This is a genomic window from Streptomyces sp. NPDC003011, from assembly GCF_053591515.1.
Genome location: NZ_JBSFTY010000005.1, coordinates 85,180 through 110,944, shown reverse-complemented (window position 1 = coordinate 110,944; position 25,765 = coordinate 85,180). Strand labels below are relative to the sequence as shown.

Sequence of the window (25,765 nt, the reverse complement as noted above, 5' to 3'; positions counted from 1 at the left end):
GCCGGCGGGACGGCGGCGGGGTCAGCGGCCGGGGCGGGGGTGGGTGCGGAAGGTCCGGCGGTAGGTGTCCGGGGGCACGCCGATCGTGCGGTTGAAGTGCCGGCGCAGGGTGGTGGCGGTGCCCATGCCGGTCGCCGCCGCGATGGCGTCGACGCTGTCGTCGGTGGCCTCCAGCAACTCCTGGGCGCGGTGGATGCGTTGCGTCAGCAGCCATTGCAGCGGGGTGGTGCCGGTCGCGGCCCTGAAGTGGCGGTTCAGGTTGCGCGCGCTCATCCGCGCCCGGCGGGCCAGGTCCTCCACGGTCAGCGGGCGGTCGAGGCGCTCGATCACCCAGGGCAGCAGCGCGGTGAGCGGGTGGTCGTCCCGGACCGGTACCGGGGCGCTGACGAACTGGGCCTGTCCGCCGGCCCGGTGCGGCGGCACGACCAGGCGGCGGGCGGCGGCGTTGGCGACGGACGAGCCGTGGTCGAGGCGCACGAGGTGCAGGCACAGGTCCAGGGCGGCGGCCTTCCCGGCGGAGGTGAGCACGCTGCCGTTGTCGACGTAGAGCACGTCCGGGTCGACGTCCACCTCGGGGTGACGGGCGGCGAGGACCGCGGTGTGCGCCCAGTGCGTGGTCGCGCGCTTCCCGTCCAGCAGACCGGCGGCGGCCAGCACGAAGGCGCCCGTACAAAGGGAGGCCACCCGTGCGCCCGCCTCGTGGGCCGCGCGCACCGCGTCGACCAGGCCGGCGGGCGGGGCCTCGTCGATGTCGGCCCAGCCGGGCACGATCACGGTGTCGGCGTGGGGCAGCCGGTCGAGCCCGTGGTCGGGTTCCACCTGGAACCGGCCGACCCGCACGGGTGCGGGCCCGCACACCGTCACGTCGTACCAGGGGCCGGCCACGCCGTCCGGGACGGAGCCGAACAGCTCGTACGCCACCGACAGTTCGAAGTGCAGCATCCCTTCGGTGACCGCCAGCGCGACGCTGCCCCCACCCCCACCCCCGCCCCGGACCACACCCGTCCTTGTGCCCATGTCCGTAATTGTACGGGGCATGGCGTTGCGGACACTCACGACGGGCGGTCCGCCCACGACACGATGGGCGCGGTCGATCGGTCGAGCACGGGGAGAACTCATGGGATCAGGGCGCACGGTGACGGTGTTCGGCGCGTACGGGCACACCGGGCGGTTCGTGGTGGCGGAGCTGCGGGAGCGCGGATTCGTCCCGGTCCTGTCCGGCCGCGACGCCGGCAGGCTGCGGGCGATGGCGGCGTCCGGTCCCGGGCTGGAGGCCCGGCCGGCGTCGGTCGGCGACCCGGCCGCGCTCGACCGCGCGCTGGCCGGTGCGGCGGCGGTGATCAACTGCGCCGGGCCGTTCGCCACCACCGCGGCCCCGCTGATCGAGGCGGCGCTGCGCGCGGGAATCCCGTACGTGGACGTGGCGGCCGAGATTGAGGCCAACGCCGACACGTTCGCGCATTTCGCGGACCGGGCCCGCGCCGCCGGAGCGGTGATCGTCCCCGCGATGGCCTTCTACGGCGGTCTCGGCGACCTGCTGGCCACGGCGGCGATGGGCGACTGGACGGCGGCCGACGAGGCGCACATCGCGTACGGGCTGAGCGGTTGGCACCCGACCGCCGGGACGCGCGCCGCGGGTCAGGTCTCCCACACGCGACGCGAGGGCCGGCGTGTCCGCTACGCGAACGGGCGGCTGGACTACCACACCGACGACCAGCCCGTCCTCACCTGGCCCTTCCCCGCACCGATGGGTCCGCGCACCGTCATCGGGGAGTTCACGATGGCCGACGTCGTCACCGTCCCCAGCCACCTGGCCGTCCCCGAGGTGCGTACGTACATGACGGTCGAGGCGGCCCGCGACCTGTCGGCCCCGGACACGCCCGCACCGTCCGCGGTCGACGAGCGGGGGCGGTCCGCGCAGACCTTCCTCGTCGACGTGGTCGTACGGTCCGGCGGCGCGGAACGCCGGGCCGTGGCCCGGGGCCAGGACATCTACGCCGTCACCGCGCCGCTCGTGGTGGAAGCGGTCGACCGCATCCTCACCGGGCGGACCCGGACGGCCGGGGTCGCCTCCGCCGGCGCGCTCTTCGACGCGCCGGACTTCCTGCGCGCGCTGTCCCCGCACCTCTCCGTCGACCTGCCGGGCAGCGCGGACGACGCCGGGGCGGCCGTCGCGTCGACGGTCCGGGCCTGAGTCACTGCGATCACGGGCACGCCCCATGGCCCCGCTCCTCGAGAGGACCGGGGCCCGGGCCGGGCGGTGCGGCTGTGGCTGTGGCTGTGCGTCAGGGCGTGGGGGTCAGACCCGGGTGAGGCGGACCGCCACCGTCTCGCTGACCGTCACCGGCCGGTCGTAGTCCGGGTCCGTCGCCGTCGCACGACCCTCGACCTCGACATCCCCCTTCTGGAAGGGGACCGAGCCGGTGGGTACGGCCGTACCGGTCCAGGCGACCGGCGCGTCCGGAGTGCAGGACACCGACGTGGAGAAGGAACCGCGGATGAGGTCCCGCTTCTTCACCTGCGTGACGTCGCCCGCCACGGTCACCCGCACCGGCTTGTCGCAGCTCACCGTGCCGTGGAAGGTGGCCTTGCCGTTGAGGGAGCTCGCGGTGCCGTCCAGGGCGATGGCGAGGCCCAGGCCGAGTTCGGCCGGCGGGGCCGGGTTGTCGATGTGGACCTCGCCGCGCGCGGCCGGGGTGCCTCCCTCGCAGTGCTGCACGAAGGTGGCGTCGAGCTTCTTCACGTAGCCCTGGGGGCCGAACTCCACCGCGGAGATGGTGAAGGTGCCGGTGAGCTGGTTGCAGCCGCGGCCGTTGCCGCTGAGCGACAGGCCCGGTTCGGTCCCCTCGTTGAACGGGTAGCGGGTGGCTCCCGTGTAGGTCCCGGGCGTCAGGGCCTTGCCGGACGGCGCCCCGAGGTTCAGGGTCCACCAGTCGCCGTTCGCTCCGTCGACGGAGACGGTGACCACGCCGTTGTCGGTGTTGGCGGAGACGTTCATGCGGTCCTGGGAGGCCGTCGCGTAGGCGTAGGACCGGCCGCCGCTGATGTAGTCGCCCTCGTCGCCGCTGAAACCGAAGGAGCCCTCGGTGACCGGCAGGGCGTGCGCTTCGGTGCCGGAGAGCAGGCCGGTGGTGCCGGCGGCCATGGCCAGCGCCAGCGCGAGGGTGGCGGTGGCACGGCCCAGGACGCGTCTGGGCAGGCTGAGGTTCATGGATGTTCCCCCTGGTGAGATGACGTGAGCCTTGTCCGCCGACGGGATGCCTCCGCGTGCGCGTTCGCACACTTGTCCGCATGCTTCTGTCGGCGAGGTGAGTCTGCCAACCAGACGGACGTGCGACAACTGTGTTTCAGGTGCGGTGAGTTGATGTTTCAGCCAACACCGGGTGCCAGCGGTGCGAGACGCCGGCCGTTCCAGCCGTCTCTCCGCGCTGTGCGCTTGGCCCCGGCCACACCCCTCCAGGACGAGCCGCCCGTCGGGCAGCGCGTCCACGTGGCCGCTTCGCACGCACACACCGTCAGGATGCGCTCGTGTACGGTGCCGCCGTCGCCGACGCGGCCTGGGAGGGGCGCCGGTCCGGGACGCCGGGGGACGAGCCTGGGGCGCCCCGGTTCCGGTCGGAGCGCCCCAGGCGTTCAGCCCACCCGCACCAGGCCTTCGGGCAGCAGGTGCCGGGCGACGAGTTCGTCGCGCACCAGGCCCGCGTAGACCGTGGCGCCATGGGTGGAGGTGTGGGTGTTGTCCCGCTTCTCGTTGTAGAGGTAGAGCGCCTTGGAGCCCTCGACGCCCAGGGACTCCACGACCGCCTTCGTCTTCGCCGTCAGGTCGATCAGCGGCACGCCCTCGGCGGCGGCGACCGAGCGGACCACCTCAGGATGGTTCACGCCGAGTCCGTTGACCAGGAGCGCGGTGCCGTTGTCCAGCGTGCCGTCGGCGTTGAACCAGCGGCGCACGATCGGGGTGACGAGGACCGGCTTCCCGCCCTTCTCCCGCACGCCCGCCACCAGGGCCTCCAGGTTCGCCCGGTAGGTCGCCTCGTCGGTCGTCTTGTCGTTGTGGGCGAGCTGGATCAGGACCAGGTCACCGCGGCGGATCTGCGGCTGGACGGTGGCCCACAGCTGCGGGTTCCCCAGATACGTCACCGTACTCTCGCCGGAATCCGCGTAGTTGGCGACGGACAGGCCCTTGCGCAGGTACTGCGGCAGCTGCTGGCCCCAGCCGGCGTAGGGCTCGCCGGGCTGGTCGCAGACCGTGGAGTCGCCGACGAGGAAGATCTGCCGGGGCTGCCGGGCCGGGGTGACCCGGATGTCGGCGAGTGCCGGGGCCGGGCCGCCGAACGTGAGGTCGAGGCCGGGCGTGCCCGCGGGGCCCGTCGGCTCGCCCTCGGGGGTGCGGACGTTCACGGTGAAGGCGCGGGCGACCCGTTCGCCCGCGGCCACCGGGGTCTCGGGGAGCAGCGCGCGCCGGGTCTCCCCGCTGACGCTGGTGCGCGAAGCGGCGTCACCGCCGAGGACGACCCGCACGTCGTACGTGCCGGGCGCGACGTCGAAGTGACAGGCGGTGGCGGTGCAGTGGTCCGGGCCCAGGGGGCGCTGACCGCCCTGCGCCTGGGCCGGTACGGCGGTCAGGGCGGCGCTGAGGGTGAGCGCCGCCACCACGGCGAGGTTGAAACGTCTCATACGGCTCCTCCGGCGGTCCCGCGATGGTGCGACAAGGCCTGGCGGCTGGACGGTACCGCTCTTGGCAAGCGCTTTCTAGACCTTGGGACATTTTCACAAGACTGCCAACTTCCAGCGCGCGAAAGCCCTTTCGCGAATGTGATTCAACTGTCACCCTGACCGACACCGCAGCATCCCCCCACACCTCCCGAAGGAGGCACCCCCACATGTCCGGATCCGTGAACAGACCGGTCCGCCGCCGCACCTTCGTCCTCGGCACCGCGGCCGCCGCCGGTTCGGCCGCCCTGGCCGGCCCGCTCGCCCCGAGCGCGTCCGCCGCGGCCTTCGGCTACACCGACGACGGGTCGAACTACGTCGTCGACACCGGCGCCAGCCTCGTCTTCAAGGTCAGCAAGACCAACGGCGACCTGACCTCGCTGGTCTACCGCGGCGTGGAGTACCAGGGCTACGGCGGCATGAACTCGCACATCGAGTCCGGCCTCGGCGCCTCCACCGTGAGCGTCAAGCAGTCCGGTTCGACGATCCTGGTCTCCGTCGCGTACGGCACCCTGAAGCACTACTACGCGGCCCGCAGCGGCGAGAACAACGTCTATCTGTGGACCAACAAGGCCGACACATCCGTCTCCGCGACCCGCTACATCGTGCGCGTCAGGAAGGGCCTGTTCCTCAACGACGAGCCGGACTCCTACACATACACGAACAGCACCGTCGAGGCCTCGGACGTGTTCGCGAAGGCCGACGGCCAGACCCGCTCGAAGCACTTCTCGAAGCTGCGGGTGATGGACTACAGCCACGTCGGCTGGTCCGGCGGCGGCGTCGGCCTGTGGATGGTGCGCAGCAACCACGAGAAGGCCTCCGGCGGCCCGTTCTACCGCTCGCTGCTGCGCCACCAGAGCGCGGACGGCGGCGGCCTGTACGAGATCCTCTACTACGGCCAGAACCAGACCGAGGACCAGCGCTTCGGCCTCCAGGGCCCGTACGTCATCGCCTTCACGGACGGCGGCGCTCCCTCCTCGTCGCTGTTCCCGGGCACGCTGACGACCTCGTGGGCCGACTCGCTCGGCCTGGCCGGGTACGTCGGGGCGAGCGGCCGGGGCCGGGTGGCGGGCGTCGGCATCACGGGCCGCAACACCGCCTACGCGTACACCGTCGGCATCGCCAACGCGGCGGCGCAGTACTGGGGTTCGGCGCGGGCGTCCGACGGTCACTTCTCCATCGGCGGGGTCCTTCCGGGGACGTACACGCTGACTGTCTACAAGGGCGAGTTGGCTGTATACAGTACGCAGGCGACCGTATCCGCAGGGGGGGCGACCACCCTCAACTCGATCGCGATCCCGTCCTCGAACGATCCGGGCAACGCGAGCGCGATCTGGCGGATAGGCGACTGGAACGGCACCCCGGGCGGCTTCAAGAACGCCGACCTGATGACGTACGCGCATCCGTCGGACGTGCGGGCCGCCTCCTGGACCGGCAACGTGGTGATCGGCAGCGGCAACGAGACGTCCGCCTTCCCGTGCTACCTCTGGAAGGACGTCAACAGCGGTCTGCTCGTGTACTTCAAGCTGACCGCGGCGCAGGCCGCCGCCGCGCACACCCTGCGCATCGGCGTGACGACGGCCTACGCCAACGGCCGCCCGCAGGTCACCGTCAACGACGCCTGGACGTCGGCCATCCCCTCACCGCCCACGCAGCCGAACACCCGGTCGCTGACCAACGGGTCCTACCGGGGGAACAACCACACGTTCACCTACAGCGTTCCGGCGAGCGCCTGGCTCACGGACACCGGCCAGTACAACGTGCTGAAGATCAACGTGGTGAGCGGTTCGGGGGCGGCCGGCTTCCTCAGCGCGGGGACGGCGATCGACGCGATCGACCTGCTGACCTGACCTGAGCGGACGTCATGTCCCGCGCGTCCACTGCTGGTTGGTGCCGCCGTTGCACGTGAACGTGATCACGGCCGCGCCGTTGGCGGTGGACGCGCCGTTCACGTCGAGGCACTTGCCGCTCGCCCGGGAGGTGACGGTCACGTAGGAGCCGGTGGTGGTCAGCGACCACTGCTGGGCGGTCACGGAGGCGCCGCAGTTCTCCTGGGTGACCGTGGTGGCGTTCTCCCGCACGCACAGGGAGCTGTTGCGGACCACCAGCTGGTAGTAGCCGCCGCCGACGGACTTGAACCAGTACTTCTGGTTGGTGCCGCCGTTGCAGTCGTACTGCTTGATCTGGGCGCCCGGCCACAGTGACTGGCTCGTCACGTCGGCGCACTTGGACGAGTGCCGGGCGATCAGCGTGTTGTACGTGGCGCTCGTGCCGCTGATCGTGCCGACGGCCGTGTCGACGGTGACCTCCGGGGACCAGGACATGGACATGGAGGTGGAGCTCGGGAAGGTCAGCGGCAGCCACACGTACCGCGAGTCGTTGACGGTGCCGCCGAAGGAGTTGCCCCAGCGGTCGCCCATGTACAGATACGACGTGCCCGCGGATCCCTGCACCGGCAGGACGTATGCGGTCTGCGAGCCGTACGTCGTCGAGTCGCCGATGTTCGTCATCGCCGACCAGGGTCCGGCCAGGGAGGTCGCGGTCGCGTACTGCTGCTGGTTGGGGTTCCAGCCGGTCGCGCCCGAGGTGAGCATGAAGTAGACGTTGCCCCGCTTGAACAGCGCCGGGGCCTCGCGGTGTCCGCCGTGCCAGGGGTCGGCGACCAGGCTCGCGATGCCGGTGTAGTCGGCGGTGAGCCGGTAGATGTGCAGGTCGTAGTTCTCGCGGGCGGCGGAGATCATGTAGCCGGCGCCGTCGGTGTCGACGAACACCGTGATGTCGCGGGACATGTGCTGGCCGAGCGGGCGGAAGCTGCCACGCCAGGTGTAGGTGCCGTCCACCGTGTCGGAGACGGCGACGGCGGCGCGGGCCTCGCTGTAGTCGGTGCCGTTCTCCTTGTGCATCCACATCACGAACTTGCCGGTGGACGCGTTGTACATGACCTTCGGCCGCTCGATGTTGGCGGTGGCCAGCTCGGGGTCGCTCGCCTCGGTCAGGACGTGGCCCCGGAACTCCCAGTTCTTCAGGTCGGTGGAACGGTAGGCGTCCACGTACCGGAAGGTGTTGTCGGCGTTGCGGTTCTCACCGAACCAGTAGTAGAAGGAGCCGACCTTCAACACCCCGCCGCCATGGGCGTGCACGGGGTTGCCCGACGTGTCCGTGAACTGCGTGCCGTTGGTGATCGTCTGGGGCGCGGCCTGGGCCGGTCCCGCGGTGGCCAGGGCGCCGAGCAGCGCCAGGCAGAGAGCCAGCAGGGCGGCGTACGCACGTCTCATCTCACACACTCTCCTTGACCGCGTCGACGGAGGCGGCCGTCGCCGTGTCCGCGACGGGGATGCCGAAGTCGGGGGTGCCGTCCGGCTTCCAGCCCAGCTTCTGGATCCGGGTGTGGCGGTTGGGATCGTTCAGCGGGTCGCCGACGATCTCCTTGTACTGGCGTGCGTGGTAGACGAGGACGTCACTGCGGCCGTCCTCGGCGACCGTGAAGCAGTTGTGGCCGGGCCCGTACTGCCGGGTCGTGTCGTTGCTGACGAAGACGGGCGTGGGCGACTTCGACCAGCTCGCGGGGTCCATCAGGTCGCTGCCCGCGTCGGCGGTCAGCAGGCCCATGCAGTAGTGCCAGTCGGTGGCGCTGGCGGAGTAGGACATGAACAGACGGCCGTTGCGGGTGATGACCGACGGCCCCTCGTTGACCTTGTAGCCGACGCACTCCCAGTCGTACTCAGGTGTGGACAGGCGTATCTGAGGACCCGTCAGGGTCCACGGGTTCGCCATCCTGGAGAGCCACAGGGCGGTGTTGTTGTCCATTCCGGGCTCATGCTGGGCCCAGGCGAGGTAGCGGGTGCCGCGGTGGGTGAAGGTGGTGGCGTCGAGGGAGAAGGTCTCCCAGGCGGTCCTGAGCTGGCCGCGCTCGACCCAGGTCCCCTTGAAGGGGTCGCGGCTCGCGTTCTCCAGGACCCAGATACGGATGTCCCACACACTCTCGGCGGGCGCGGCGGCGAAGTAGATGTACCACTTGCCGCCGATGCGGTGGATCTCCGGCGCCCAGATGTGCGCGCCCATGTCGCCGGTCGCGTGCTTGGTCCAGATCACGGACTCGGCGGCGGTCGCGAGGCCGTTCAGGGTGCGGGAGCGGCGCAGGATGATCCGGTCGTACTCGGGGGCGGTGGCCGTGAAGTAGTAGAAGCCGTCGGCGTGCCGATGGATGTGCGGGTCGGCCCGGTTGCGGACGAGCGGGTTCACGTAGGGGGCAGCCTTCGGGGTGGGGGCGGCGTGGGCGATGCCGGGGGTGACCGCCGCCAGGGCGCCCGCGGCGAGGGCGCCCTTCAGCATCAGTCTGCGGCTGGGGGCCTCGTCGGGCACTACTGGGGGCAGGTCGTGGTCGCGGCTCATGCGGACGGCCTCTCGCGGGGGGAACGAGACATGCGAAACGTTCGGGATGTCGAACAAGATCTGTCATTACGAACGCCGAAAAGGTAAGGGCGTGTTACGTGAAGGTCAACGGGTCCGACGAGACAAAGAAAGAACCCCGTTTTTCTGTTATCGCCGACCGCACCGGCCCGTCTCCGCTGACGTGCGCAGTCATACCCACACCACAGCAGCGGCCGCCGGCGCCCTCGCGGCGGCCGCGGCCCTCCTCCTGCCCGCTCCCCCGGCATCCGCCGCCGGCGTCCGGGACGTCACCGCCGACGTGCTCGCGGACCGTGACGTGACGCTCACCGGTGACACGGCCGTGACCGTGCCGTCCGGGACGACGACGTACGACGGGGTGTTCCGCGGCGCGGGCACGCTCACCGTGCGCGGCAGCGGGACCCTCGTCCTGACCAGGGACAGCGACTTCACGCTGCCGAAGGCCCGGCAGCGGCAGAAGGTGGCGACGCCCGGCGGCAACCACCCGTACGTCACCGTGGCGGACCCGGATCCGCCCGCGATCACGGTCGCGCGGGGGGCCACCCTGCAGTACGGCGACGGCGGCACGACCGGACTGATCGGCCACTTCCCGTACGGCACCCCGGCGTTCCGGCTCAACCAGGACAACATCAGGGTCGACGGCACCCTGCGGCTGTCCCTGAGGAGCGCCTACAACCTGGGCACCATCAGTGGCTCCGGGCTGATCACCCAGCCGAGGTTCCTGTGGGGCACCTGGGACCTGTCGGGCGCCCACCCGTTCTCCGGAGTGATCGACAACGGCACCCAGGTGAACGCCGGACGGCCGGAGTACGCGACGTCGCTGCCGGACGTCCGCAAGGTCCTCAACCAGGGCACCTGGACCGTGGACACGCCGCTGGGGCAGACCGTCACCATGGGCATGGACTTCTACCAGCGCGAGTACGGCAGCGACATCAACGTCCAGTCGCGGCCGGGCGGCAAGGTCGTCCTGACCGGCCAGTACAGCTGGTCGGACCAGGGCGGCGACACCGACCCCTCGCTCAGTGACCCCGCCCTGAACTGGACGCCCGCACGGAAGAACGTCAACAAGCGCGGCACCAACATCAAGGGCGCGGATGTCCGGTGGGGTGACGGCACCACGGACAGGATCTTCATGCCGGGCACCGCCGAGACCGTCTACATCAACCTGCTGGCGGCACGCTCGCGCTCGAAGCTCACCTTCGACTACAACGGCCCGGTCACCCTCGGCGCCCCCATCGGCGGCGGCCGGTTCCACGACACGCTGGCCGCGCCCGGCGCCGGGGACATCGTGATCGCGGGAACGCGCGGGAACGACGTGACCTTCGCGGCCAAGCAGTACTACGACGGCTCCACGACGGTCGAGAAGGGGGCGGTGCTGCGGCTGGGCTCGGCGCGCGGCGACGGTTCCCTGCTGACGGGCGGTGCGCGCCGCCGGGTGGTGAACGACGGGACGCTCGTCGTGGGCAACGCGAAGACCGCCGTCTCGCTGGCGCACGTGAGCGGCGCCGGGGCGTTCGTGCAGTCCGGCGCGGCCACCACCACGCTGACCGGCAGCGCGGTGACGTACACCGGCACGACGACCGTCAAGAAGGGCACGCTCGCCCTGCGGGGCGGCGCCGCCCTCACCCGCAGCCGGGCGATCCGGCTCACCTCGTCCGGTGCGCGACTCGACGCCGGGGCGGCGGGACTGCGGGTGGCGACCACCCTCACCGGCACGGGAACGGTGAAGGGGGCGGTGACCAACGAGGGGACCGTCGCCGGCGGGATCACCGTCACCGGGGACTACACGCAGCGCCGCGAGGGCGAACTGGTGCTGCGGGACAAGCCGTTGAAGGTGACGGGGGCGGTGCGGCTGGGCGGGGAGCTGGGTCTTCCCACGGCCGGAACCGATCCCGCTCGTGAGATCACCGTGCTCGACCACGCGGGGCGTTCGAAGGTCAGCGGTGCGTTCTCCGGCCTGGAGGAGGGCACGAAACTCAAGCTGGGCGACACGACGTACCGGATCAGTTACCGGGGTGGTGACGGCAACGACGTCGTGCTCAGCGCCGTCGCCGCGAGCCCGTCACCGTCCGGGTCCGCCCAGGGCACGGCGTCGTCCGGGGCCGTGGCGGCCGGCACCCGCGCCGCGACCACCGCGAGCGGCGGGCTCGGCTGGTGGCCGTACGTCCTCGCCCTCGGGCTGCTCCTCGGGCTCGTCGCGCCGGCCGCGACGCGCGGGCGGCCCGGCCGGCGCAAGGGCGGGCGGCACGCCGCGCAGGGATGAAGCGGCCCCGGCACCGGTGACCGCCGGACCCGGGGCCGCGGACGGCCACCGGCGTCCCCGGGCCCGCCCGGCCCGCCTCCGACACCTCCGGGTGCGACCGCGCCCGACGCGCCGGCCACGGCGGCGGGCGAAGGCACGCTCACCGCACCGCCGCCGTCCACCGCGCGTCAGCGCCCGCTGGGCGCCTCCGGGAACCCCAGCCGCGGGGCCAGTCCACGCGCCTCCCTCGCCCACTCCGCGAGGAAGGCCAGCGTCAATCCCCGTTCCCGGTACCGGAGTTCGGGCATGCGCCAAGGTTATGCCGCGGTCCGCGCCGGCTCCCGGCGTCCGCGCAGCCACACGTACACCGGTATGCCCGCGAAGAGGAACAGCGTGCCCTGGTAGACGGCCGCGTAACCGGCGCCCGCGATCAGCCAGAAGGAGAACGCGAAGGAGAGGGCGGCGACGATCAGGTCGCGGGCCAGACCGGCCGGGCGGACCCGCTCGCGGGTGCCCTGGGCGAGCCAGTACAACTGGGCGGCGGCCGACAGGAGATACGGCACGCACCCCGTGAACGTGGTGATCAGGACCAGGACACGGAACGTGGTGTCCGGGCCGGCCGTGTAGTTGAGTCCGATCAGCAGGGTGCCGAGGACCGCGCAGGCCCACACGCCGAAGCCGGGCACGCCGCCCCGGCCGGCCTTCGCGAAGGGCGCCGGGAAGAGACCGTCGCGGGCGGCGGCGTACGGCATCTGCGCGGCGAGCAGGATCCAGCCGTTGAGGCAGCCGGTGATCGAGGCGACGGCGACCAGCGCGATGGCGGTACCGCCCCAGGTGCCGCCGGTCATGGCGTTCACGGCGTCGGCGAACGGGGCGCCGGAGCCGACCAGTTCGTCGTGCGGGACGAGGCCGAAGACGGCCACGACGCCGAGGATGTACACGAGGGCGGAGCCGAGGGTGCCCAGGACGCTCGCGCGGCCGACCGTGCGCTCGGGGTCGCGGACCTCGCCCGCGCTGACGGCTGCCGACTCGACGCCGAGGAAGCTGTAGAGGAGCAGCGCGGCGGAGGCGGCCAGCGCGCCGGGGAGGCTCTGGCCGGAGGCGTTGAACGGGCCGTAGTTGTCCGCGTCGACGAAGAAGAGGCCGACGGTGGCGACCAGCAGCAGCGGGACGAACTTCAGGACCGTGGACACGACTTGGACCGCGCCGACCCAGCGGGTGCCGACGAAGTTCGCGGCGGCCGGCAGCCACAGCGCGGCCAGCGCGACCAGCGCTTCGAGGGTGTGGTTGCCGTGCAGGGGTATCAGGACGTCGACGTAGCCGACGACCGCGACCGCCAGGGCGGCGATGCTGACCCAGCACATCGTCCAGTACGACCACGCCGACAGGAAGCCCGCGAAGGGACCGAAGGCGTCGCGCGGGTACACGTACAGCCCGCCGGTGACCGGGCTGCGCCGGGCCAGCCTGCCGAAGAGCAGCGCGAGCAGCACCGCGCCGGCCGACAGGACCACGAAGGCGAGCAGGCTGACCCCGCCGTACGGGGCGACGGTGGCGGGCAGCACGAAGATGCCGCCGCCGATGATGTTGCCCATGACGAGGGCGGTGGCGGCGGCCGGACCGAACGGGCGGCGGCGCGGGACCGGCCGGGCCGCGGGGTCGGCGGCCTCGGTGGTGCTGGGGGCGGTCATGGCGGTTCCCGGGGAGAGGGGACGGGGAGGGAGGGCGTGATCGTAACGCGGCATTCCACATGCTGGGCAACCTGTTCATGTAATGGACACGGACGCTTGGTCTTCCGCCTCTCGACTAGCGTCGTGGCATGACCAGCGACACGCCTCCTTCTGTTCCCGCTCCCTCCCTCTCCGCGGCCCTCGCCGCCGGGACGGTCGTCCTCGACGGCGGCCTGTCCAACCAGCTGGAGTCCGCCGGGCACGACCTGAGCGACGCGCTGTGGTCGGCACGGCTGCTCGCGGAGCGGCCCGGGGCGCTCACCGAGGCGCACCTCGGGTACTTCCTGGCGGGCGCGGACGTGGCGATCACCGCCAGCTACCAGGCGACCTTCGAGGGTTTCGCGGGGCGCGGGATCGGGCGCGAGCGTGCGGCGGAGCTTCTCGGCCTGAGCGTCGCACTGGCGCGGGACGCGGCACGGCGGGCGCGGGCGGAGGGCGTCACCCGGCCGCTGTGGGTGGCGGCCTCGGCCGGCCCGTACGGCGCGATGCTCGCGGACGGCTCCGAGTACCGGGGCCGGTACGGGCTGAGCGTGGCCGAGCTGGAGACCTTCCACCGGCCCCGCCTGGAGGTGCTGGCCGCCGCCGGTCCGGACGTCCTCGCGCTGGAGACGGTGCCCGACGCCGACGAGGCCGAGGCGCTGCTGCGGGCGGTGCGCGGGCTCGGGGTGCCGGCCTGGCTGTCGTACTCCGTCGCGGGCGACCGCACCCGCGCCGGGCAGCCGCTGGAGGAGGCGTTCGCCCTGGCCGCGGACGCGGACGAGGTGATCGCGGTCGGGGTGAACTGCTGTGCCCCGGGGGACGTGGACGGCGCGGTGGAGACCGCCGCCCGGGTCACCGGCAAACCGGTCGTGGTCTACCCCAACAGCGGCGAGACCTGGGACGCCGGGGCCCGTGCCTGGGCCGGCCGCTCCTCCTTCGCCCCCGAGGAGGTGCGCGGCTGGCGGGCGTCGGGGGCGCGGCTGATCGGCGGGTGCTGCCGGGTGGGTCCGGAGGCGATCACGTCGATCGCGGGCGCGCTGAGGCCCGCGTAGACCCTCCGCCTTTTCTCCCCCTCCCCCTTCCCTCCCTCTCCCTCTCCCTCTCCTGAGCGCTGAGGCCCGGAGAACTCCTGCCCCCTCCCCGTCCCCGCTGCTAGCCTCCGTTCGGGAACCGGTTTCCATCCTGTTGCCGCAGTTCCCGAGGGGTGGGCGAGGAAGCCCGGGGAGAGGGGCGAGGCTGGTATGACGAGGAAGAGCGAGGACCCGGGGCGGAGCACCATCCGGGACGTGGCGGCCCGCGCGGGAGTCTCCGCGTCCACCGTCTCGCGGGTGCTCGGCGGGGTGTACCCGGTGAGCTCGGCGACCCGCACCCGCGTGCTGCGGGCGGTGCGCGACCTGGACTACGTGGCGGACGCGCGGGCCAAGGCGGTCGCGGGCGTCGGCACGCCCACACTGGCGTTCGTGCTGGAGGACATCACCGGCCCGTCGTTCGCGCTCATGGCGCACGGCGTGGAGCGCGAGGCGACCCGGCTCGGCCATCTGTGCCTGGTGTGCAGCACGGAGGGCGACGTCCGGCACGAGCTGGAGTTCGTCGAGATGATGCGCGCCCAGCGGGCCGCCGCCGTGATCCTGGTCGGCGGCGCCGCAGACACCGCCGCGTACCGCGAGCGCACCCGCCGCATGGCCGACTCGCTGGCGTCGGCCGGCTCCCGCCTGGTGCTGTGCGGCCGCCCGACCCTGGGCCCCGGGGCGCCGGTCACCGTCATCGAGTACGACAACGAGGGCGGCGCCTACGCCCTGGTCGCGCACGTCCTCTCGCAGGGCCACCGGCGGGTGCTGTTCCTCGGCGGCAAGCCCGACCACACCACCGCCCAGGGCCGCGCGCGCGGTTTCCTGGCCGCCCACCGCGCCCGCGGTCTGGAGCCCGACCCGGCGCTGCTGCTGCACGGCGACTTCACGCGCGACGCCGGTCACCGTCTGATGCGTGAGGCCCTCAAGGACGGGCTGGAGTTCACGGCCGTGGTCGCCGCCACCGACATGGTGGCCGCGGGCGCGCTGACCGCGCTGCACGAGGCGGGCCTGGACGTGCCGGGCGACGTGTCGCTGGCCGGCTACGACGACATCCCGTTCGCCCGCGACCTGCACCCCGCCCTGACCACGGTCCACGTCCCCTACGAGGAACTGGGCCGCCTCGCCGTGCGCACCGCGCTGGGCCGCACCTCCGAGACCCCGGACGAGCACCTGCTGCTGGGCACGCACGTGGTGGTGCGGGACTCGGTGGCGGCAACCGGTTCCTAGGCGGCCCGGATGCCGGGCCGGGGGCGTGAAGCCGGGGTTCCGCGGCCCGGCCCCGGCGTCCCGCCTCCGCTCTCCCCCGCCGGTTCAGGAGCGGCGGACCGCCCCGGGAAGCCGCAGCCGCCGTACCACCGACCGCAGTTCCGCGCTCCGGCCGGCCGTACCGCGCGCGGCCGTACCGCGCGTTCACGGTCGCGCGGCCCGTGCGCCGGGCACGGCTCGAAGCCCGGTCCCGGGCCGTGGCAGGGGCCGAGGTCCGGGAGCAGGGAGGGCCAGGCGGACTCGTGGACGTGACGTGGGGCCGCGCTCGTGCGCCGTGCGCCTGCGGTACAGCGCACTGCATGGTGGCCCGGTGTTCCGGCGCACGGGCGCGGCCTTGCGGTTACTTGGCGTACATCAGCGTGCCGAAGCCGAGCTGGTCGAAGCCTCCGCTGGTGGAGCCGTAGTCACCTCCGCCGCCCTCGGGCCGCACGCTCTCGGCCATGGCGGTGATGTACGGGACAGACAGCCCGCGGCGGCGGGCGTAGTGGTAGTGCAGGATGTTCCAGACCGGCCGCACCTGTCCGCGCGAGGCTGCGGAGATCGCGGTGTGCGACTGCTGGGCGCAGTTCTGGCCCGTCCCCCAGGTGTACGTGGTGAAGGGGACGTCCTGGCCCAGGTTGTACCTGGCGACGTACTGCGCGGCCTTCATGAACCGGTTGTTGTCGTAGCCGTACAGGTCCTCGCCCTGGGACCAGGCCATCTCGCAGAAGGCGCCCATCTGGCCCATGCCCATCATGGTGTGGCCCTGGTCGCGGCCCGACTCCTGCCACTGGGCCAGCCCCTGGCTCTCGTAGACGAACGGGACGGCGTGGCGCAGGGAGCCGTTGCCGGCGCCGTTCTTGAAGTAGCCGACCGCCTGGTCGTACTTCGCGGCGTCGTCGCACAGGATGCCGATGGCCAGGACCGAGTTCATGTTGCACAGATCCCAGTTGGCCCAGTAGTTGGTGATGCAGGCGTCGTTGTGGCCGGTCAGGAACTGGTTGTTGAGCGGGTAGAAGACGTCGAGCAGCATCCTGCGGAACCGGTCGAGGTCGAACCCGCTGTAGCCGCGCATGAGTTCGGCGGCGTTCGCGAACTGGTAGCCGTAGATCCCGGCGGCCAGGAAGCGGTCCGCGTTGCCGGTGAGGGTGGTCAGCGTGGCCGACCAGGCGTTGAGGATCCGGACGGCCGCGTCGCCGTGGGCGGTGGTGCCCGCGACCTTCCAGCGCAGGGCGTTCTGGTAGGCCGCGTGGATGTCGTGGTACAGGATCCCGTAGTTCTCGCCGGTGCCGCCGCGGATGACGGTGGCCTGCGGGTTGGGTTTCCAGGTGCTCGCCGCGTGGGAGTTGGCGGTCAGCCGGTTCCAGCCGGACAGCCACGGGTCGTCGCCCGCGGCAACCCGGACCTTGGCCCGGTTCAGCTCGCCGTAGGCGTGCAGCATGCCGGGGTGGGTGAACGTCGCGGGCGCCGCGTCCGCCGCGGTGGCGGCGAAGGCGGAGCCCAGGGCGACGGCGGCGGTGAGGCCGCCTGCGGTCCGCAACAGACCGCGGCGGCTCACCTCGGTGGTGCGGGGGTGCTGGTGGGGGGATGTGCGGCTCATGTGGTGCGACTCCCATCCGTGGGGGGATCAGTCGGCGTTGAAGATGCTCACCTCGTCGAACTCCGCGGTGCCGAGGGCCAGCGGGCTGCGGGAGCAGACCACGAGGCCCACGTGGTAGGCGGCGTCACCGAAGCCGGGAACCTCGCCGGAGGCGAGGGCGGTCCAGGTGGTGCCGTCGTCGGTGGAGACGGCCGCGGCGAAGGCGGTCCCGGTGCGCTTCAGCCGCAGCAGCAGGGGCAGTCGGACGGTGGCGGTGCCAAGGAACGCGGAGGCGCCCGCCACCGTTGTGCGCAGCATGAGCTGCGCGGTGGTCCCGCCCGTGACGATCACCCCGGCCGCCTGGTCGAACGGTGACAGCGACTTGGCCATCAGCAGCCCGACCCGGTCGGCGGTGGCGCCGGTGCGGGAGACCAGCCGGGCGGTGACCGTGCAGTCGCCGGTGACGGGCTGCCGGACGAACTGCCCCGTCATCGCCTGGTTGTTGACGCTGAGGTCGGTGCCGGCGCCCCGCACCACGAAGGTCCCGTCCTGGTGGGCGGTGTTGCCGGGGGTGCGGACGGCGACCACGCCGAGCGTCCCGAAGGCCCGGTCGTCGAGGACCACGTCGCCGAGGTCGCCGTAGGTCCAGGGGGCGGGCGGGGGTGTGCCGACCGTGAGGGTGAGGGTGCCGGTGCCGTCACCGGCCGCGTTGCCCGCGGTGGTGGTGACCGTGAAGGCACCGGTCCGGGTGGGGGTTCCGGAGATCAGGCCGGTGCGCCCGTCGAGGCGCAGTCCGTCGGGCAGGCCGGCCGCGGCGAACCGGACGGGCTCGTGCGAGGCCCGCAGCAGGTGCCGGAAGGGGACGCCCGTGGTGGCGAACGCCGTGGCGGCGGAGGTGACGCGGGGGACGGACGGCGAGGGCATGACCGCCGCCGCGGGTGCCGACAGCGGGCCGCGTCCGGTGGTGTTGGTCTTCGCGACGGCGTAGTGGTACGTCGTCCCGGGCGTGCCGGTGGCGTCGGCGAACCGGATGCGGGTTCCGGAGCCGACCGGGCCGACGCCGGTCGCGAGGGTCACGTACGGGCCGTCGGCGTCGGTGGCGCGCAGCACCCGGTAGCGGGCGGAGAGGTCGGGGTCGGTCCAGGCCAGCTCGACGGCGTCGGCGCCGGGGGTGGCCCGGAGGTCCCCGGCCGTGCGGGCGGGGCGCGGCGCGGACCAGACCTCGCCGTGGGCCGAGGTCACGCTGACGTTGTCGAAGGCTCCGGTGCCGGTCTCGGCGTACTCCTCGTCGACACCGAGGCAGGAGGTGAGGACGAGACCCGCGTATGCGGTGTGCGGCATACCGTCGACCTCGGTGCGGCCGACTTCTGTCCACCGTATGCCGTCCGGCGAGATCGCTCCGGTGCACCATCGGCCCTTGCGGGTCAGCCGCACCCAGTAGGGCGCGCGCAGCCGGTAGCCGTCGCCCGCACCCTCCACGTACGGCGCCCGCAGCGGGGTCGCCGACTCGGGCAGGGCGCCGAGGCCGGAGATCGGGAACGCGGCCGAGGTGGTGATCGCCTGCCGCTGGGAGGGCGGCACGGGCGTGCTGCCGGTGGCGGAGACGCCGGCGCCGGCCGACGGCCGTACGGTCCACACCCCGCTCCAGGTGTGCAGCGGCAGCCCCTGGATGAGCATGGCGGCGTGTGCCGCGTCCGCGTCGAGGGAGGCCCGGAGGCTGACGCCGATCTTGGAGTACTGCGAGCTGAGCGGCCACACGATCCGCGCGGTGACCGTGCCGTCGCCGCGCAGCGGCAGGTACGCCAGGCGGTAGGTGTCGGCGGTGCCGGACGCCTCCAGCACGAACCGCTCGCCGTCGAAGACGGCGGAGCCGGGGATTCTCACGTCACCCAGATCCTGGGTGGACCAGGGCTCGGGCAGCCCCGCGGAAGCGGGGACCGGACTCGACTCACCGCTGCTGCCCAGCGAGTTGGCGGCGGTGACCGTGTAGAAGTAGGTCCGGCCGGGACGCACACCGTCGTCTGCATACAGTGTCCCGTCGACGGCCGACCCGATCTCCGTGTACGGCCCTGCGGGAACCGTGGCCCGGCGGACGGTGTACGTGCTCGCCCACGCCGACGGCAGCCAGCGCACGGTGACGGATCCGCCCTCGCCGGTCGCCGTGACACCGGCCGGTGCCGTGGGGACGGCCGGTGCGGGCGCCGCGGTGCCGGCGTAGGTGAAGGTGCCCCAGCTGGGCAGGTCGTCGTTGCCGCCCTCGACGAAGCGGGTACCGCCCGTGCCGCGGAAGACGGCCGCCTCGGTGTACGGGGTGTCGAGGCCGCGGACGCCTGCGTAGTGGGCGTACGCCATCTCGTAGATCGGGGGCAGGGTGCCGCGGCCGATCGCGGAGACGGTCCGCTTCACGTACTTGCCGGTGCGGTCGAGGTCGGGGACGAAGGGGACGTCGCCGCCGAGGTTGTAGCGGGCGGCGTACTCGAAGTTGGCGAGGACGCGGTTGCCGTCGTAGCCCCACAGGTCGACGCCCTGGTTCCAGGCGACCTGGGCGATGTCACCGGTCAGACCGGCCGCGAGCTGCTCGTGGCCCTGGTCGCGGCCGGACTCCTGGCCCTGGCCCGCGTCGGTGACGATCCGGTGGGCGACACTGCCGTTGCCGGCGCCGGCCGCGGCGAAGCGCAGTGCGTCCTCGAAGAGGGCCGGCTCCTCGCAGAACACGCCGATGGCCAGGACGGTCTGGATGGCCGTCAGGTCCCAGTTGCCGTTGGCGTACAGCATGTAGCCGGACACCGCCGGATACCAGACGTCCAGAAAGGACCGCTCGCAGCGGGTGATGTCGGCGTCCGCCCAGCCGTCGTAGTCGCCGTGCCGCAGCAGTTCGGCCGCGTTGACGAACTTGAAGGCCTGGAGTCCGGCGCCGAGCGGGCCGTCGGCGCCCGTGATCATGGTCAGCGAGGCGGACCAGGCGTTGAGGATGTCGCGGGCCTTGTCGGCGTGGGCGCGGTCGCCGCTCACGCACCACATCAGGGCGTTCTGGTAGGCGGCGGCCGAGTCGGCGACGGCCTGGTTCTGGAAGGTGGCGGGGCCCCGGCCCCAGGAGGTGATCTGGCCGGTGTTCTGGACGGTGTACGTGGACTTCGACCGGGCGTGGGCCGCGAAGGCCAGGTATCCGTCGTGGACGGGCGACTCCCGCGCGGCGACCGCTGCCTTCATGCGCGCCAGGTCGGCGGCGCTGTGCAGCAGTCCGGGATGGGCGAAAGCCCGGAGCCGGGTGGGGTCGTTTTGGGCCCACGCCGCCGCGGCGGAGGCGGACAGCAGTCCGCCCGCGGAAGCGGCCACGAGCCCTGCCGCGCCGAGGAAGGACCGCCGGCTGAGAGGAAACACGGGTGACTCCATGGTTCGGACGGGCCGCGTCACGCGTGCTGGACGGTGAGGGTCAGGGTCTGCGTCGCGGTGCCCGCGCTGTTGGCGGCCGAGACGGTGACCGTGAAGGTGCCGACGTTGTCCTCGGCGGTGCCCGAGATCAGACCGGTGGCGGTGTCGATGTCCAGCCCCTTGGGCAGCCCCTCGGCGCCGAACGACGTCGGCAGTTCGGTGGCCGTGATCAGGTGGTTGAAGATCTGGTTCTTGGTGGCCGTGGCCTGGTCCGGGCTGGTCAGCTCGGGCTTGACGGCGGACGTGGCCTCGGTGGAGTTCAGGAACCGCAGGTTCAGCACGTGTTCGTTGGCGTACGCCGGCATCATGTCGGTGAACTTGTACCAGCCGGGCTTCTTCATCCCGTTGGCGATGGCCTTGCCGTTGACGACGAGGTTCTGGAAGGTGACGTTCTTGATGGCGTGGTCCGCGTCGTGCCCGACCATGACGGACGGGTTGGCACGCGTCCCGTCGTAGGTCAGGTTTCTGATGTACACGCCGTCGATGCCCCGCCCGACGGAGGTGTTGTACGACTTGTTGAACATGACCCGCATGTTGATCAGCTGGCCCCAGCGGAAGTCCTCCACCCGGATGTCCTGGACGCGGACGTTGCGTACCAGGTTGCTGTCGCCGGGGTTGAGCGCGATGCAGCCCTGGTAGTCCATCTGCGGTTCGCGGTGGTCGAGGATGTCGATGTTGCTAAGGACGAGGTTCTCGATGGTCTCCGGCTTGTCGGTGTTGCCGTGCGTGCCGACGTTGACCGGGTGCGCGACGTCCGCCCAGAGGGTGGAGTTGCGGACGGTGATGTTGCGGCAGTCGCCGTAGTAGTTCCAGCGGTGGGCGTAGATCGCGATGCAGTCGTCGGAGTTGCGCATCCAGACGCCGTCGATGAGGACGTCCTCGCTGGAGAAGACGTCGATGCCGTCGCCCCACTGGCCGTGGCTGTAGGAGTGCATGTTGCGGACGGTGACCTGCTTCGACTGGCCGACGGTGACCGAGTAGCCGCTGCTCGGGTTGAGCACCGTGATGCCGTCGATCTCGATGTTCTGGGAGTACTCGACCAGGATGCCGTTCGCCGTGTTGTACAGCACGCCGCGGCCGGTGATGCGGGCGTTCTCCACCTCGTGGAACTCCACCCGGGAGGTGAGGACCGCGCCGCCGGCCAGGTAGAGCGTCTTGCCGCTGGGCACCTTGACCACGTTGTCGGCGGTCTTGTGCAGGCCGGGGCCGAAGTAGAGGACGTCGGGGTCGGGGGCGTTGGTCTCGGTCGGGTTGGCGTGCAGGTGCAGGTTGTTGAAGAGGTCGCCGTCGATCTCGACGGAGAGGTTGCGCGGCTCGGTGAGGGTAAAACTCACCGTGGCGCCGTCCACCGTGAAGTCGGTGCCGTGGGACAGGGGGCGGATCCGCGCGGTGCCGATGGCCCCCTTGGACGAGGTGACGGCGACCTCGACGGTGCCCTTGAAGTCGAAGGTGGCGACGGAGGAGTTGAAGACCGGACCGCTGCCCGTGTTCGCGTCGATCTGCTTCGCCCGGGCGCGGTAGACGGGCACGGTCTGCCATGTGCCGCCCGGCGTGCGGGCCTTGACGGTGTAGCTCGCGTTGGTCGGGACGCCGCTCGGTATGGGGTACACCACCAGCTTGTCGGCCGACCCGGGTCCGTCCGCCGCTCTCGCGGTGCCGGCTGCCGCTCCGGTCAGTGAGTACGCGGCGACGGTGGCACCCGCGGCCTGGAGGACGGTGCGCCGGGACAGGCCGGTGCTCTGGGTGTCGTTCATGGCAGCAGTTCCTTCAGTGAGAGGGGAGGAGTGAAAGGGAGGAGGGTCACTTGAGGCCGGTGGTGGACATCCCGGCGACGAAGCCCCGCTGGGCGACGAGGAAGATCAGCAGGATCGGGACGACGTACATCACGGAGGCCGCGGCCTGCAGGTTGGCGACCGGGGTGCCGGCCGAGGTGACGTACGTCGTCATGACGGCGACGGCGAGCGTCGACTTGTCGGTGGACAGGAGGAGTTGGGGCGCGATGTAGTCGCCCCAGGACCAGGTGAAGGCGATCACGAAGCTCGCGGACAGCACCGGCCAGGACTGCGGGAGGAAGATCCGCCAGAAGATGGTGGCGTAGCCGCAGCCGTCGACGATCGCGGCCTCCTCCAGTTCGCGCGGCAGTCCCGCGAAGAACTGCCGGAAGAGGAAGACGAGATACGGGGCGGCGGCCAGCCCCCACAGCACCCAGGGCCAGTAGGTGTCGACCATCCCGAGCTTGGCGAAGATCAGGTAGGTCGGCAGCAGGGTGATGAGCTGGGGCAGCATCATCGACCCGAGCAGGATGCCGAACAGGGTCTTCTTGCCGGGCGCGTCCAGGCGGGCGAAGCCGAAGCCGACCCAGGCCGAGCTGAGGGTGACGAGCGTGGCGTAAATGGTCGCGATGATCAGGGAGTTGCGGGCGTAGCCGAGGAAGTCGATCAGATTGAAGGCGTCCGCGAAGTTGCGCCACTGGAAGTGGTCCGGCAGCCAGTGCACGGGCGAGGCGGCCAGTTCGGCCGGGGACTTCAGGCCGGTGAGGACGAGCCAGCCGACCGGGCCGAGGAACAGGCCGGTGAGCGCGACGAGCACGGTGTAGAGGACGAGGCGGTTCACGCGCAGCCGTACCCGGGGCGCGGAGTCGGTGGTCAGGCTCGTGGCGGTCACTTCTTCGCCTCCGGGTCGACGGTGTAGAACACCACGCCGGACGTGAACTTGAAGATGAGTCCGGTCACGATGAGGATCAGCACGAAGAGCACCCACAGCAGTGCGGAGGCGTAGCCGTAGCGGCCGAGCGCGAAGTACTGCCCGAACACATGCATCATGTAGAGGTAGTTGGACTGCGGCAGCGCGGTGACGCCCGCCGTCGTGCCGTCCGGTGTCAGCAGCAGCGGCATGATGGTCTGCACCGAGGCGATCACACCGGTCACCGTCTGGAAGAGCAGCACCGGCGACAGCAGCGGCACGGTGATGCTGCGGAAGGTCCGCCAGGCGCTCGCGCCGTCGATACGGGCGGCCTCGTGGAGTTCGCGGGGCACGTCCTGGAGCCCGGCCAGCGAGATGATCATGATGTTCCCGGCGGCCCACAACACGCTCATCAGGAGCACGTAACGGGCGTACGGGTCGGCGAGCCAGCCGAGGGCGTCGAAGCCGAACAGGGTCAGGGCGCCGTTGGCGGCACCGGAGTTCTGGTCGAAGAGCGCCTTGAAGGCGAGGCCCGCGCCCACCGGGGGCACCACGGCCGGCAGATAGAGCAGCGTGCGGAACAGTCCGCGCGCCCGGACCGGCCGGTTGACCAGGACGGCGAGGCCGAGCCCCGCGATGATCGACAACGGCACCGAGGTCACCGCGAACAGACCTGTGCGGCCCAGGGAGTCCCAGGTCCGGGAGTCGGTGAGCAGCTCCCCGTAGTTGCCGAGGCCGACGTACTCCCAGTGCGGCGAGATACCGTCGAACGTGGTGAGGCTCAGCCACAGCGCGTACGCCATCGGGACGATGGTCAGCAGCGCGAACCCGATGATCCAGGGGGCGGTGAACAGGTAGAACGCCCGGTGCCTGCGGGCGGTCACGGAGGTCCGCGGGCGTTCCGCGGCCCGCGCCCGGTGCGCGCCGGCGGCCGGGCGGGGCGGATCCGTGACCGAGGAGATCTGGCCGGCCGTCATCCCACTTGCTCCTTACCGCGCTTCAGCTGCTCGTTCATGACCGAGTTGAGGCGCCCCGCCAGGGTGTCGACGGACATCCGGCCGTGCATCGCGGGCGGGGCGACCTGGTTGAAGAGGGCGTAGAGCGAGTCGGCCGTGGCGTAGGGCGTGAAGGCGATCACCGAGAAGTGCCTCAGCTCGGCGTTCTGCACCGCCAACTCCCGTTTCTGGTGGTCCTCTTGGGCCGGCATCAGCGACCGCAGGGACTTCAGGGTGGGGATCCCCCAGCCGCTCGACGCGCGAGACGTGGCCGGCGCCTCGCCGAAGAACCACTCGAAGACCCGCCAGGCGGCGTCCTTGTTGCGCGCCTTCCTCGGCATCCACAGGCCGGTGCCGGCCTGGCAGGGGCTGACCCGCGGGCCGCCCTCGAAGCGCGGCGCGGGAGCCAGGCGGGACACCCGCGCGAGTTTCTTGTCGGCGTTGATCAGACCGCCCAGCCAGTAGCCGTTGCCGGACATGGCCATCCGGCTCGCCTGGTAGGTGGGCCCGTCCCACGCGTTGGGGTCGGGCTGGACGATGCTGGGCCCCACCCGGGTCCGGCCGTACTCGATGTACCAGCCCAGCGCCCTGCGGGCCTCGGGGGTGGTGAAGTCGACGCGGGAGAAGTCGTCGCTGAACAGCCGTCCGCCGGCCGCCGCCGTCAGGCTCGCCAGGAGGTTGGGGGTGAGCACGCCGTTGTAGCTGCCGCCGAAGACGGTCGTCTGGCCGTTCTTCCGCCGGGTGAGCCGCTGGGCGTTCTCCAGCCACTCCTCGTACGTGACCGGCTCGGTCTCCGGCGGACGGCCGACGCCCGCCGCGTCGAAGAGTGCGGTGTTGTACCAGAACATGGAGTCCTGGGAGAAGTCCTTCGCCATGCCGTAGCGCGGGCCCCTGCCCTGGATGCGGCCGTCGTAGCGCCACAGGTCGTTGACCGGGTCCAGGTCGTCCAGCCTGAGGACGGCGCTCCGGGCGAAGTACGGGTCCAGCTCCTCCATGACGTCCCGCGCGGCGAAGTACGGGGCGTCCGTGGCGCCGACACCGCGCACCAGGTCGGGCGGGTTGCCGTTGGTCATCATCCCGATCAGCTTGGTGAGGTCGTACCGCACCGTGACGATCTTGACGCCGATGTCCTTCTGCGCCCGCTTGACGAGTTCCGGGGAGATGTCGTCGGGCTTGACCATCAGCGTGACGGTCTCGCCCGGGCCGCTGACCCCGGTGGACACCTGGAGGGCGCAGCCGCTGAGCGCCGTCGCACCGGCCGCGCCGCCCGCGGAGAGGGCGAGAAAGCGGCGGCGGTTCAGCGAGGCACCGGCATGTGGGCGCATGAACGCACCACCTCCTGCTCTGCACGTTCGGGATGTCGGCCGCGACGTCGGCTGATGGATCACGACCCCGGCCGTAGCAACCGGTTGTCGTGCGTTGGGGCAGAGCTTCTTCCTGTCCGGAAACGGCGTCAAGAGGCTTGACGGGTTTTCGAAAAGACTGTGTAACCTCGGCGTCACGAGCCGGTCGCCCGGTTGAGGCGGGCGGAGAGCGGCCTGATCTGCACAGGAAGCGGCCAGTCGGCTGCGGATTCCGGCCACTGCATTGGGAACCGGTTGCCGAGCCCGACGGCTCCTGTCGGCGATGCCGGCGATACCGGCGACTCCTGCCCGACTTTGACGCCTCCTGTCAGCTCTGGCGACTTCCTG

Annotated in this window: 17 protein-coding genes; 5 read left to right on the top strand and 12 right to left on the bottom strand. The window is 71.6% G+C overall.

Annotated elements, in window-relative coordinates:
• Positions 1-21: 21 nt before the first annotated feature.
• A complete protein-coding gene (locus ACWD0J_RS04175) occupies positions 22-1,017 on the bottom strand; it encodes a helix-turn-helix domain-containing protein (RefSeq protein ID WP_451494184.1) in 996 nt (331 codons plus the stop codon).
• Positions 1,018-1,117: 100 nt separating this feature from the next.
• Here ACWD0J_RS04175 and ACWD0J_RS04170 point away from each other — a divergent pair, with 100 nt between their 5' ends.
• On the top strand, positions 1,118-2,194 hold the full coding sequence (locus ACWD0J_RS04170; protein ID WP_451494183.1) for a saccharopine dehydrogenase family protein: 1,077 nt from the start codon (positions 1,118-1,120) through the stop codon (positions 2,192-2,194).
• Between the two features lie 105 nt (positions 2,195-2,299).
• On the opposite strand, the gene ACWD0J_RS04165 is transcribed toward ACWD0J_RS04170, so the two are convergent.
• Complete coding sequence (locus tag ACWD0J_RS04165; protein WP_451494182.1) at positions 2,300-3,211, bottom strand: hypothetical protein; 912 nt, start codon at positions 3,209-3,211, stop codon at positions 2,300-2,302.
• A gap of 422 nt (positions 3,212-3,633) precedes the next feature.
• Positions 3,634-4,677: a rhamnogalacturonan acetylesterase gene (locus ACWD0J_RS04160; protein WP_451494181.1), complete on the bottom strand. Its 1,044-nt coding sequence runs from the start codon at positions 4,675-4,677 to the stop codon at positions 3,634-3,636.
• Positions 4,678-4,883: 206 nt separating this feature from the next.
• Between ACWD0J_RS04160 and ACWD0J_RS04155 the strand changes: the two genes are divergently transcribed.
• Positions 4,884-6,563 carry a rhamnogalacturonan lyase B N-terminal domain-containing protein gene (locus tag ACWD0J_RS04155; RefSeq protein WP_451494180.1) on the top strand — a complete coding sequence of 560 codons (1,680 nt, stop codon included), beginning with the start codon at positions 4,884-4,886 and terminating at the stop codon, positions 6,561-6,563.
• A gap of 12 nt (positions 6,564-6,575) precedes the next feature.
• On the opposite strand, the gene ACWD0J_RS04150 is transcribed toward ACWD0J_RS04155, so the two are convergent.
• Together ACWD0J_RS04150 and ACWD0J_RS04145 are read right to left on the bottom strand one after the other, a co-directional pair.
• On the bottom strand, positions 6,576-7,988 hold the full coding sequence (locus ACWD0J_RS04150; RefSeq protein ID WP_451494179.1) for an RICIN domain-containing protein: 1,413 nt from the start codon (positions 7,986-7,988) through the stop codon (positions 6,576-6,578).
• A gap of 1 nt (position 7,989) precedes the next feature.
• Positions 7,990-9,105 (bottom strand): glycoside hydrolase family 43 protein, encoded by a 1,116-nt coding sequence (locus ACWD0J_RS04145; protein WP_451494178.1) that lies wholly within the window; start codon positions 9,103-9,105, stop codon positions 7,990-7,992.
• Positions 9,106-9,286: 181 nt separating this feature from the next.
• Here ACWD0J_RS04145 and ACWD0J_RS04140 point away from each other — a divergent pair, with 181 nt between their 5' ends.
• Positions 9,287-11,386, top strand: coding sequence for an autotransporter (locus ACWD0J_RS04140; protein ID WP_451494177.1), 2,100 nt, complete (start codon positions 9,287-9,289; stop codon positions 11,384-11,386).
• A gap of 296 nt (positions 11,387-11,682) precedes the next feature.
• Here ACWD0J_RS04140 and ACWD0J_RS04135 read toward each other — a convergent pair whose 3' ends face one another.
• Positions 11,683-13,053 carry an amino acid permease gene (locus tag ACWD0J_RS04135; RefSeq protein ID WP_451494176.1) on the bottom strand — a complete coding sequence of 457 codons (1,371 nt, stop codon included), beginning with the start codon at positions 13,051-13,053 and terminating at the stop codon, positions 11,683-11,685.
• Positions 13,054-13,181: 128 nt separating this feature from the next.
• Between ACWD0J_RS04135 and mmuM the strand changes: the two genes are divergently transcribed.
• Both mmuM and ACWD0J_RS04125 read left to right on the top strand, forming a co-directional pair.
• Positions 13,182-14,123, top strand: coding sequence for a homocysteine S-methyltransferase (gene mmuM / locus ACWD0J_RS04130; RefSeq protein WP_451494175.1), 942 nt, complete (start codon positions 13,182-13,184; stop codon positions 14,121-14,123).
• A gap of 189 nt (positions 14,124-14,312) precedes the next feature.
• Positions 14,313-15,368: a LacI family DNA-binding transcriptional regulator gene (locus tag ACWD0J_RS04125; RefSeq protein WP_451494174.1), complete on the top strand. Its 1,056-nt coding sequence runs from the start codon at positions 14,313-14,315 to the stop codon at positions 15,366-15,368.
• Between the two features lie 379 nt (positions 15,369-15,747).
• Here ACWD0J_RS04125 and ACWD0J_RS04120 read toward each other — a convergent pair whose 3' ends face one another.
• The 6 genes from ACWD0J_RS04120 to ACWD0J_RS04095 are packed head-to-tail and all read right to left on the bottom strand — an operon-like array spanning position 15,748 to position 25,399.
• A complete protein-coding gene (locus ACWD0J_RS04120; protein ID WP_451494173.1) occupies positions 15,748-16,986 on the bottom strand; it encodes an alginate lyase family protein in 1,239 nt (412 codons plus the stop codon).
• A 27-nt stretch (positions 16,987-17,013) separates the two neighbouring features.
• Complete coding sequence (locus tag ACWD0J_RS04115; protein ID WP_451494172.1) at positions 17,014-20,346, bottom strand: alginate lyase family protein; 3,333 nt, start codon at positions 20,344-20,346, stop codon at positions 17,014-17,016.
• Positions 20,347-20,375: 29 nt separating this feature from the next.
• Complete coding sequence (locus ACWD0J_RS04110) at positions 20,376-22,151, bottom strand: putative Ig domain-containing protein (RefSeq protein ID WP_451494171.1); 1,776 nt, start codon at positions 22,149-22,151, stop codon at positions 20,376-20,378.
• A gap of 46 nt (positions 22,152-22,197) precedes the next feature.
• Positions 22,198-23,061 carry a carbohydrate ABC transporter permease gene (locus ACWD0J_RS04105; RefSeq protein ID WP_451494170.1) on the bottom strand — a complete coding sequence of 288 codons (864 nt, stop codon included), beginning with the start codon at positions 23,059-23,061 and terminating at the stop codon, positions 22,198-22,200.
• Positions 23,058-24,056, bottom strand: coding sequence for a carbohydrate ABC transporter permease (locus ACWD0J_RS04100; protein WP_451494169.1), 999 nt, complete (start codon positions 24,054-24,056; stop codon positions 23,058-23,060). Before ACWD0J_RS04100 ends, ACWD0J_RS04105 begins: the two co-directional genes overlap by 4 nt.
• Positions 24,053-25,399: an extracellular solute-binding protein gene (locus tag ACWD0J_RS04095; protein WP_451494168.1), complete on the bottom strand. Its 1,347-nt coding sequence runs from the start codon at positions 25,397-25,399 to the stop codon at positions 24,053-24,055. Before ACWD0J_RS04095 ends, ACWD0J_RS04100 begins: the two co-directional genes overlap by 4 nt.
• Positions 25,400-25,765: the final 366 nt, after the last annotated feature.

What these genes read in the sequence shown, in the direction of transcription:
- ACWD0J_RS04175 (WP_451494184.1), bottom strand. Translation starts at nt 1,017, where the DNA reads ATGGGCACAAGGACGGGTGTGGTCCGGGGCGGGGGTGGGGGTGGGGGC.
- ACWD0J_RS04170 (WP_451494183.1), top strand. Translation starts at nt 1,118, where the DNA reads ATGGGATCAGGGCGCACGGTGACGGTGTTCGGCGCGTACGGGCACACC.
- ACWD0J_RS04165 (WP_451494182.1), bottom strand. Translation starts at nt 3,211, where the DNA reads ATGAACCTCAGCCTGCCCAGACGCGTCCTGGGCCGTGCCACCGCCACC.
- ACWD0J_RS04160 (WP_451494181.1), bottom strand. Translation starts at nt 4,677, where the DNA reads ATGAGACGTTTCAACCTCGCCGTGGTGGCGGCGCTCACCCTCAGCGCC.
- ACWD0J_RS04155 (WP_451494180.1), top strand. Translation starts at nt 4,884, where the DNA reads ATGTCCGGATCCGTGAACAGACCGGTCCGCCGCCGCACCTTCGTCCTC.
- ACWD0J_RS04150 (WP_451494179.1), bottom strand. Translation starts at nt 7,988, where the DNA reads ATGAGACGTGCGTACGCCGCCCTGCTGGCTCTCTGCCTGGCGCTGCTC.
- ACWD0J_RS04145 (WP_451494178.1), bottom strand. Translation starts at nt 9,105, where the DNA reads ATGAGCCGCGACCACGACCTGCCCCCAGTAGTGCCCGACGAGGCCCCC.
- ACWD0J_RS04135 (WP_451494176.1), bottom strand. Translation starts at nt 13,053, where the DNA reads ATGACCGCCCCCAGCACCACCGAGGCCGCCGACCCCGCGGCCCGGCCG.
- mmuM (WP_451494175.1), top strand. Translation starts at nt 13,182, where the DNA reads ATGACCAGCGACACGCCTCCTTCTGTTCCCGCTCCCTCCCTCTCCGCG.
- ACWD0J_RS04125 (WP_451494174.1), top strand. Translation starts at nt 14,313, where the DNA reads ATGACGAGGAAGAGCGAGGACCCGGGGCGGAGCACCATCCGGGACGTG.
- ACWD0J_RS04120 (WP_451494173.1), bottom strand. Translation starts at nt 16,986, where the DNA reads ATGAGCCGCACATCCCCCCACCAGCACCCCCGCACCACCGAGGTGAGC.
- ACWD0J_RS04110 (WP_451494171.1), bottom strand. Translation starts at nt 22,151, where the DNA reads ATGAACGACACCCAGAGCACCGGCCTGTCCCGGCGCACCGTCCTCCAG.
- ACWD0J_RS04100 (WP_451494169.1), bottom strand. Translation starts at nt 24,056, where the DNA reads ATGACGGCCGGCCAGATCTCCTCGGTCACGGATCCGCCCCGCCCGGCC.
- ACWD0J_RS04095 (WP_451494168.1), bottom strand. Translation starts at nt 25,399, where the DNA reads ATGCGCCCACATGCCGGTGCCTCGCTGAACCGCCGCCGCTTTCTCGCC.